The organism is bacterium (assembly GCA_012517375.1).
Lineage (GTDB): Bacteria > Hydrothermota > Tepidihabitantia > B3-TA06 > B3-TA06 > JAAYVC01.
Map to the genome: position 1 here is coordinate 1 of JAAYVC010000062.1, position 6,858 is coordinate 6,858.

General features: G+C 49.1%; 5 protein-coding genes. 1 reads left to right on the forward strand and 4 read right to left on the reverse strand.

The features are described 5' to 3' along the window. The first annotated feature begins 83 nt into the window (after positions 1-83). Positions 84-830: a hypothetical protein gene (locus GX441_06860; GenBank protein ID NLI98364.1), complete on the forward strand. Its 747-nt coding sequence runs from the start codon at positions 84-86 to the stop codon at positions 828-830. 569 nt (positions 831-1,399) lie between these two features. Here GX441_06860 and GX441_06865 read toward each other — a convergent pair. From GX441_06865 to GX441_06880, 4 genes are all read right to left on the reverse strand, one after another. After that, complete coding sequence (locus GX441_06865) at positions 1,400-2,011, reverse strand: hypothetical protein (protein NLI98365.1); 612 nt, start codon at positions 2,009-2,011, stop codon at positions 1,400-1,402. Between the two features lie 275 nt (positions 2,012-2,286). Next, a complete protein-coding gene (locus GX441_06870; protein ID NLI98366.1) occupies positions 2,287-3,321 on the reverse strand; it encodes an NAD-dependent epimerase/dehydratase family protein in 1,035 nt (344 codons plus the stop codon). 87 nt (positions 3,322-3,408) lie between these two features. Beyond that, positions 3,409-3,537 carry a hypothetical protein gene (locus GX441_06875; protein ID NLI98367.1) on the reverse strand — a complete coding sequence of 43 codons (129 nt, stop codon included), beginning with the start codon at positions 3,535-3,537 and terminating at the stop codon, positions 3,409-3,411. 177 nt (positions 3,538-3,714) lie between these two features. Continuing rightward, on the reverse strand, positions 3,715-6,558 hold the full coding sequence (locus GX441_06880) for a hypothetical protein (protein NLI98368.1): 2,844 nt from the start codon (positions 6,556-6,558) through the stop codon (positions 3,715-3,717). Positions 6,559-6,858 lie beyond the last annotated feature (300 nt).

Consider the following 6,858-nt stretch of genomic DNA (forward strand, 5'->3'; position numbering starts at 1 on the left):
CTATACGTGCACAGCAGCCTGGGATACAGGAGTCCGGAGGAGTTCGAGGCCCTTTACTCCCAGCAAGTTCTTAAGGAAGCAATGTGAAATCTCTAAACTCATTTTACCTCAAATCTGTCTTGACAAATGGGTCGCACTACAATTATCGAGCAGAAGGCACTGCCCAGATCGCTTTCTTGGAACTCTTCCATTTCAAGATGCTCAAGAAGAAATCGGAGATATTGAATCCAATCCGTTGGTTTTTTGCATTATGGAAAATCCTTAAGGGTAGACGATTATTACATCTGACTGAAGAAATGTTTTCCCAACTTAAGAGGTCCGATTTCCCAAGCGTGGGTCTGGATTACGGATCCGGCAAGCATCAATCAAAGGACCCTCGGTGGATAATATACTTTTACCTTGGGGATATATTCCATAGTGTTGCTAGATTTATTCTTTTTCTCTTCGGTTTGAAATCAACTCTGGCAAGACCTCTACTCGTGAAAGCTGAGACTTACTATAATAAAGCAATGGAGGTAAGAGGTGATTCTGGAACTCATGATTTCTATCGTCTCAGATTGGTTGAAGTTCAACTTTTCCTTAAGCGAAGTCTAGATTTAGATTATCTCGAGAAAAGGGTTAGGCTTTCTCATGAGAACTACCGTAGATTGAGCAATGATCAACAAATCGGTTACACAAACATAGTCTTGGCCCTGATTGAGTTCAAGAAAAATGGGAATAAAGAAAAGATGAAACAATTACTTGCCGATGCAAAGGAAACCTTCGAAAATTCCAAATCATCTAGAGCTGTCAATCTAGTTAAGTGGTTCAAACGAATGCTGGATGTCTGACAATTTTCCATAGGAGGGGTTGACCTATGCTTAATCACATAATGCTTAAGTTCTCTTAGCTAGCCTCTGATATTATCACTATTCTTGAACCCGACCAACTAAACCATGAGAGACGTTTGACATACTCAATTTCACTAGTCTTGTTTCGCGGCGAGAGTGGAATCGTTATTCAACTGTAATCAAAGAGCATAACCACTAGCTTTGATCTAAACTCTTGACTGAGAAGACTTCAAAAGAAACAACTTGATTTTCCTTTCCTACAAATTCTCTAGGCGAATTGTGCCATTTTTGTGCCACCTTTCTGTTCTACTCTGTGAAATCGGTGTAATCCATGAACTGCATGAAAAGGATAGACTTACCCTCTAAGTCCATTAAACACGCTGGTTGTTTGTAAGTCGACCTGTCTCAAAGCTTACGGGAAAGTAGCCAAAATACTCAGGAAAGAATTACGAAAGCGTTGCTCTACCACTGAGCTACGTCGGCAACGATATCTGAATTTTATTACGTAATAGGGGAATGTCAACAATGGTCTGTATTGTTCTTGCGGCATGATGAGGCTGCGACCAGTTTTATTCGGGTATACCTTCTTCGGGCTTTATAATATCCCTGCCCAAGGCAAATGCCAAGGATAAGTGAAGGGTATTGCACTTTTCTCCGGGAGCCAACATGTTGCGATTCTCTAGAAGAACCTGAAAAGTACGATTAAGGATTAATCTGGCCTCAATTCGTAAAGTCGGGCTGAATGTTTGATTTCTTATAAACGTAATATCCACCGGGCTGAATCCGCAAACGAGGTCCAGTCTCGGGACGTAACTGTCGCCAAACTCTAAACCACCGTTAAAAAGACGCGCGCGTGAAGGCCCTAATATATAAGAGACGCCCACCTGAGGCATCAACAACTCTGAAAATAAGAAATAATAATGGCGCCCCGGAGCTGACGAAAATCCTCTTTCCATTCGAAAAAGCTCAACCCCGGCTGCGAAAGCAAGCTTCTTGCCCCAATAGCATCTTAATTGCCCCAAAGAGAGACCGAAATCCGGTCGCATGAAGAGACCCATTTTATCTACATCAGAGAAATTCCAAGCGTAACCCACGCCTGCCTGCACGCTGCCGTAATCGACAGAAACTATATCCGGCTTGGGTATGCCGGAAATAAGCACAAGGATAAGAAAGCTAATCATCAATCATCCAGACTTTGCAGTTGAGCAGGGAAATTCCTTTTGCCCCTGAATATCCGGCGACAAGCAGCTACCCGATTCCGATATATATTTATGAGATGGAACTTCCCTGCCTTTATCATCTCCATGTGTATATATTAAGCGGGAATAATTACCTGTCAAGCCGGTCGTCTGCTTGGTCTCGATGAATGCGGGGATTGAGAACTGTATTAAAAGCTCAGGGGCGGGCTTTGCCCGCCCCTTTATTGTTGCGCCAAGGTCTAAAGAAGTACTTTATTTCACGTTTTAACTTGAGGATGGAGTCTGGTCCATTCCTCAAGAAGCTCCTCCTCCCTTTCAAGACTGATGCCGGCTCTGAGAACGGTACTGGACGGTCTTTTTGAATGCCATTCGAGCGTATCCGCTATTGTACGCTCAAGCGGCCTGAATTTCAAGCCCTCACCGAGAGCCTTTCGTATGTTGAAACTCGACATGCCTGCACCATCGTCCCCGGGCAGCCACAGGGGCAGTCCTTCCCACGGCTGCACGTCCCTTTCTAAAAGAAACTCTGCGGCCACCCACAAAAGCTCGGCATTACTTGACGACACCTTCACGCACGCATCCAGAAACTCCTTCATGCTGAGCGTGTAGTCCGGACCGTCGGCGTTGTATATGCCTCTCTGATTGCGCTCTACCATAGAGATAATCCATTCCGAAAGGTCGCGTACGTCTATGAACATAACTCCGAGGTCCTGTGGTTCGGGCGCCAGAACCCTTGTTTGTTTCGAGATGCGGGCCGGCCAGTATGTAAAGCGGTCGGTTGGGTCATGCGGTCCCACTATGAGTCCGGGTCTCGGAATGAACGCTCTATCAGGGAAAGCGTTCAAGACCTCTTTTTCGCAAAGAACTTTAAGGGCACCATAGTTTTCACCCGTAACACCCGTAACACCCGTAACATCCGTAACCTGTTCTACCGTTTCATCTGGAATTGCGGCTAGAGCCGACCGCTCGTCCATGTTCTTGCGGCTCATATCGGCGTATACGGAGAGGGTGGATATGAATACGTACAATGAGACCGAGTCGTGCAGCGCCTCGCAGGACTTTTTTACGCTACGGGGCACGTACCCGCATGTGTCTATGACGGCGTCCCATGTGCGGCTCCGGAGAGGGGAGAGATCGACCGTACGGTCGCCCTTTATTTTTTCTACCTTGGGAAAAAGGTCGGGGTTGTGCTGACCGCGGTTGAAGAGCGTCACCTCGTGCCCGCGCTCAAGCGCCGCATCCACGATGTGCCGGCCAAGAAACACGGTTCCGCCGATAACGAGAATCTTCATTTAGTGATTATGTTATTTTTTTAGTTTATGTCAAGCGTTAAATAAAAAAAATTGTGACTTGTCAAGGGCCTTTAATCTGGCTCTGCTTCAATGTACAGTAGTCGTTTTGCGTGATTGAATCCAGAGAGTGCCTGTTACATATACGTTGCCCTTAGCGTCAACCGCTATGTTCACCGCCCAGTCGAATTTGCTTACTTGATCGATATAAAGAGCCACTCCTCCTTCACCTGCGCGAAGGCTACGAGCGGGATGATTGAGGTTATTATTGCAAGGATGCTTGTTCTTTTCACCTGTTCCTCCTTTTAAAACCCATACCGGGTTATTTAACGCTTGAGTGTAGCAAAAAAGCAATAAGCGTTAACAAGGTTCCCAATAAAAATTGCGGAGCAATTTTTATTGGGTCACAATTACCATCGGCCGCGTAACGCCTGCGCGAATCTGAGTGCGCGCCGAAACGCTTGCCTGCTTGCCTTCGGCTTTCTCGAAGAACTTTGCATACTTGGCATTCATGTCTATGCGTCCGAATCCTTCTGTCAGGATAAGGGCAAAGGGAACCTGCTCGTCGCCCGTTAGAGCGACGCCCATCTCCGAGCCGTAAAACCGCACCCAGTCCTGGTTGTCGAGCGAGGGCGCGATGACGCCTGCAACCTCGACCTCTGCGGCTTTGCGGAGGAAAGTCTCGTCTATGTGTTTGAGGGAGACGACAACGGCGCTTTTATGCGAACGCTCGAGTGCCGACGGGACCTTAAGGATGGAGAGCCGACCGGAGGCTTCGCGCCCGAATCCGATTATTGCGTAAAGTATTGTCCCAGAACCTTTTATCTGAACGCCTGAGCCGGGTCTTACCTTTGATATCTTCCCTGCTACGAACGACTTAGTTGAAATAGGTGCAAGATCGTACTGGATTGTTACCGTGCCTTTCTGGGTATCTATCTCTTTTACCGTTCCCGTGGCTGGCGACTTCACGAATACACCATTTGAGATATTCTTGGCAATAACGTTTTCCTTCTCGACAAAGTCGCCCAAAGAAACCTTAAGGTATGATTTTATGTGAGATGGGGACTCGCCAGTCGCCTTTGCAACGTCTACCACGTGCGGCTTGCCGTCGTAGTCCTGTATCTCGCGTAGGATGATTAGACCCGAAGGCTCCACTTGCGTTACAGTTCCACGAACGGGTGAGCGGAGAAAATAGGGAACGTGAAGGAGTTTGCCTTCGCCTTTAAATATTGGTTGTTCGTAGGTTACACGATCGCCCACCTTGACAAGGATGCCTTCGCGGACCTCCTCGTCGGTGATGTGGGTCGAGTAGCTTATCATGCGCCTGATATCGAGCAGGTAGAGCTTAGGCGGGCCGAAGCGGTTTTCGCCTATTACTGTATCCGGGGCGACCTTCTCGCCCGTGCGTACGAATATCTCGCCTTCATATGGCAGCTTACGCTCGATTGCGTATTCGCCCCTGACTATCTGTGATGCACCCTTCTGCACCTTCGTTTTGAAGGGTCCGGACGGAAAGAAGTCCCATATACCCTTGGAAGCAAGGGATGCATCTAACATCCCCTCGCCCCTGCCCCGGCAGTCGATGAGCACGCCGAGTTTGGTCTTAAGTCTCATGTTTCCGATTCTTGAGGCAAGGCAAACGTCCTTAGAAGCGGTGATCTCTAGCTCTCCCGGTCTGTCAAGATAGAGCACGTCGCCAGCTTTGAGTTCGTAGCGCTCACCGTCCCTGTCCGTTACTGTAAGTGCGACCTTGTTCGGTTTGAGCTTCCCAACAGGCGCAATCACGTAGCCTATCTCTTCAAGACATTCGCTCGAATAGAGGTCCAGGGCAAGGGTGGGCTCGAGTTTTGACAGGACGCCCAGATGGGGGCTCTTGAAGTTGCTGTCGAGCGCGAGCTTGGTAACACCCGAAGGCAGGAATCCTTCAGCCAGTATCCACAGAGCCTCATCTTTAGATTTTACGTGCGATAGTATGCCGCCAGCGCCCACGATCACATCAATATCCTTGGGCTGGAAGTATACCTGCTCCTTGAGAAAGAAAAGCTCCTCGAACGGATCTACGTCCTTGCGAAGCTTGCGCCTGTCCAGCCTGCCCATCTTTGCGAGCTTGAAGTTCATATCCTTGTGCTGCTTCCACGCGATACGGATCCCCTCTATTGCCGCCGCCTGTTCTACGAACCTTTCGCAGTCGTTTACCGGGACGTAGGTAGGATTTAAGGTCTTGTTCGTGATGTAGTTGCGTACATCGGTCTGGGTGTAGGAGGAGGGAAGGTGCTGCAATATCCGCTCGATTCCTGCCTCGGCAAGGATGTTGGATAAGGAGTAGCTTACGCCGATGTTTGCAGCAACCGTGCGGTGGTATTCTCCCATTATGTTGGAGAAGATATCGGTTGTTGCTCCGCCGATATCGACCGCCAGTATATTCTCGCTCTTCTTCTCAGCATAAAGCTTGAGTATTCGTTCGACGCCTGCAGGCGTAGGGATGATGTCTGAAGCAGCCCATTTTTTGAGACCTGCATAGCCGGGCGCGCGCTCCATCACGTTTTCCATGAACAGTTCGTGCACCTTGCGCTTCGCAGGCTCGGTGTTGAGTTCCTTCATGGAAGGTCGGATATTGGGGGTGACATAGACGTCGAAGCGCTCTGCAAGAACCTTGAGCACGAACTTCTGAGCCTGTACGTTTCCGCAGAAGACGAGCGGTATCTTCTCCGACTGCCTGAACTTGGGTTCCGGCTCTGCAAGCGTCAGTATCTCTGCAAGGCTTACGACGCCTGAGATAGCGCCGTTATCCACACCGCCCGCCATTAGTACGATATCGGGGTGAAGGTCGCGTATGAGCCGCATCTTCTCTACAAGAGGTATCAAATCGTCTATAGTGAGGGTCTTGAGAATGACCGCGCCCGCTCCGTAGGCGGTCATCTGAGCCGCCCTGCCAGTCTCGACAGCCGAAAGCCCGAACACGAGCATCTGAAGCCCGCCGCCTGCCGAGCTGGTGGTGAGATAAGGGTAGAGCATCTTGCCCTTTGAATCGAGGAGCTTGAGCTTCGCCGCCTTCTCGAGTTCCTTTATTGCCGATATGACGCCTATCTTCACGTCCTCAAACGGCTTCTCGACCGTTGTCGGAACCTCGTACTGGGCTCGAATGGTATACGCCTGGCCCTTCTTGCTGAGGAGAAGGGCTTTAGTCGTTGTCGAGCCCACGTCCGTTATTATTGTATGCTCACTTTTTTCTGATTTCATGCACCGCTCCTTTGGTCTTCGCGACCCATGATTCGACCTTGAGAGGTTTTGTTCACGCTATCCTCTGGATTACTCTACGCCAACATGGGTGCGTGTCAAGAGGCAACGACAGGCTGGATAGAACGGAATGTTTTTGGCGTAAAAAGACTTGACATGCGGTTTTTTCTATAATTATGTTGCCGAGGGCAAGACAGGATTGACAGGGTTCCTGAGAAATCATTGTAAAATAAACAAAGGAGAAACAATGGGCAGGAATAAAGCCCTCATCCTTGCCGCAGTAGTGATGGCGCTTGCGGCGGC

Coding starts and splice junctions, on each gene's coding strand:
- GX441_06865 (NLI98365.1), bottom strand. CDS start 2,011: ATGATTAGCTTTCTTATCCTTGTGCTTATTTCCGGCATACCCAAGCCG.
- GX441_06870 (NLI98366.1), bottom strand. CDS start 3,321: ATGAAGATTCTCGTTATCGGCGGAACCGTGTTTCTTGGCCGGCACATC.
- GX441_06880 (NLI98368.1), bottom strand. CDS start 6,558: ATGAAATCAGAAAAAAGTGAGCATACAATAATAACGGACGTGGGCTCG.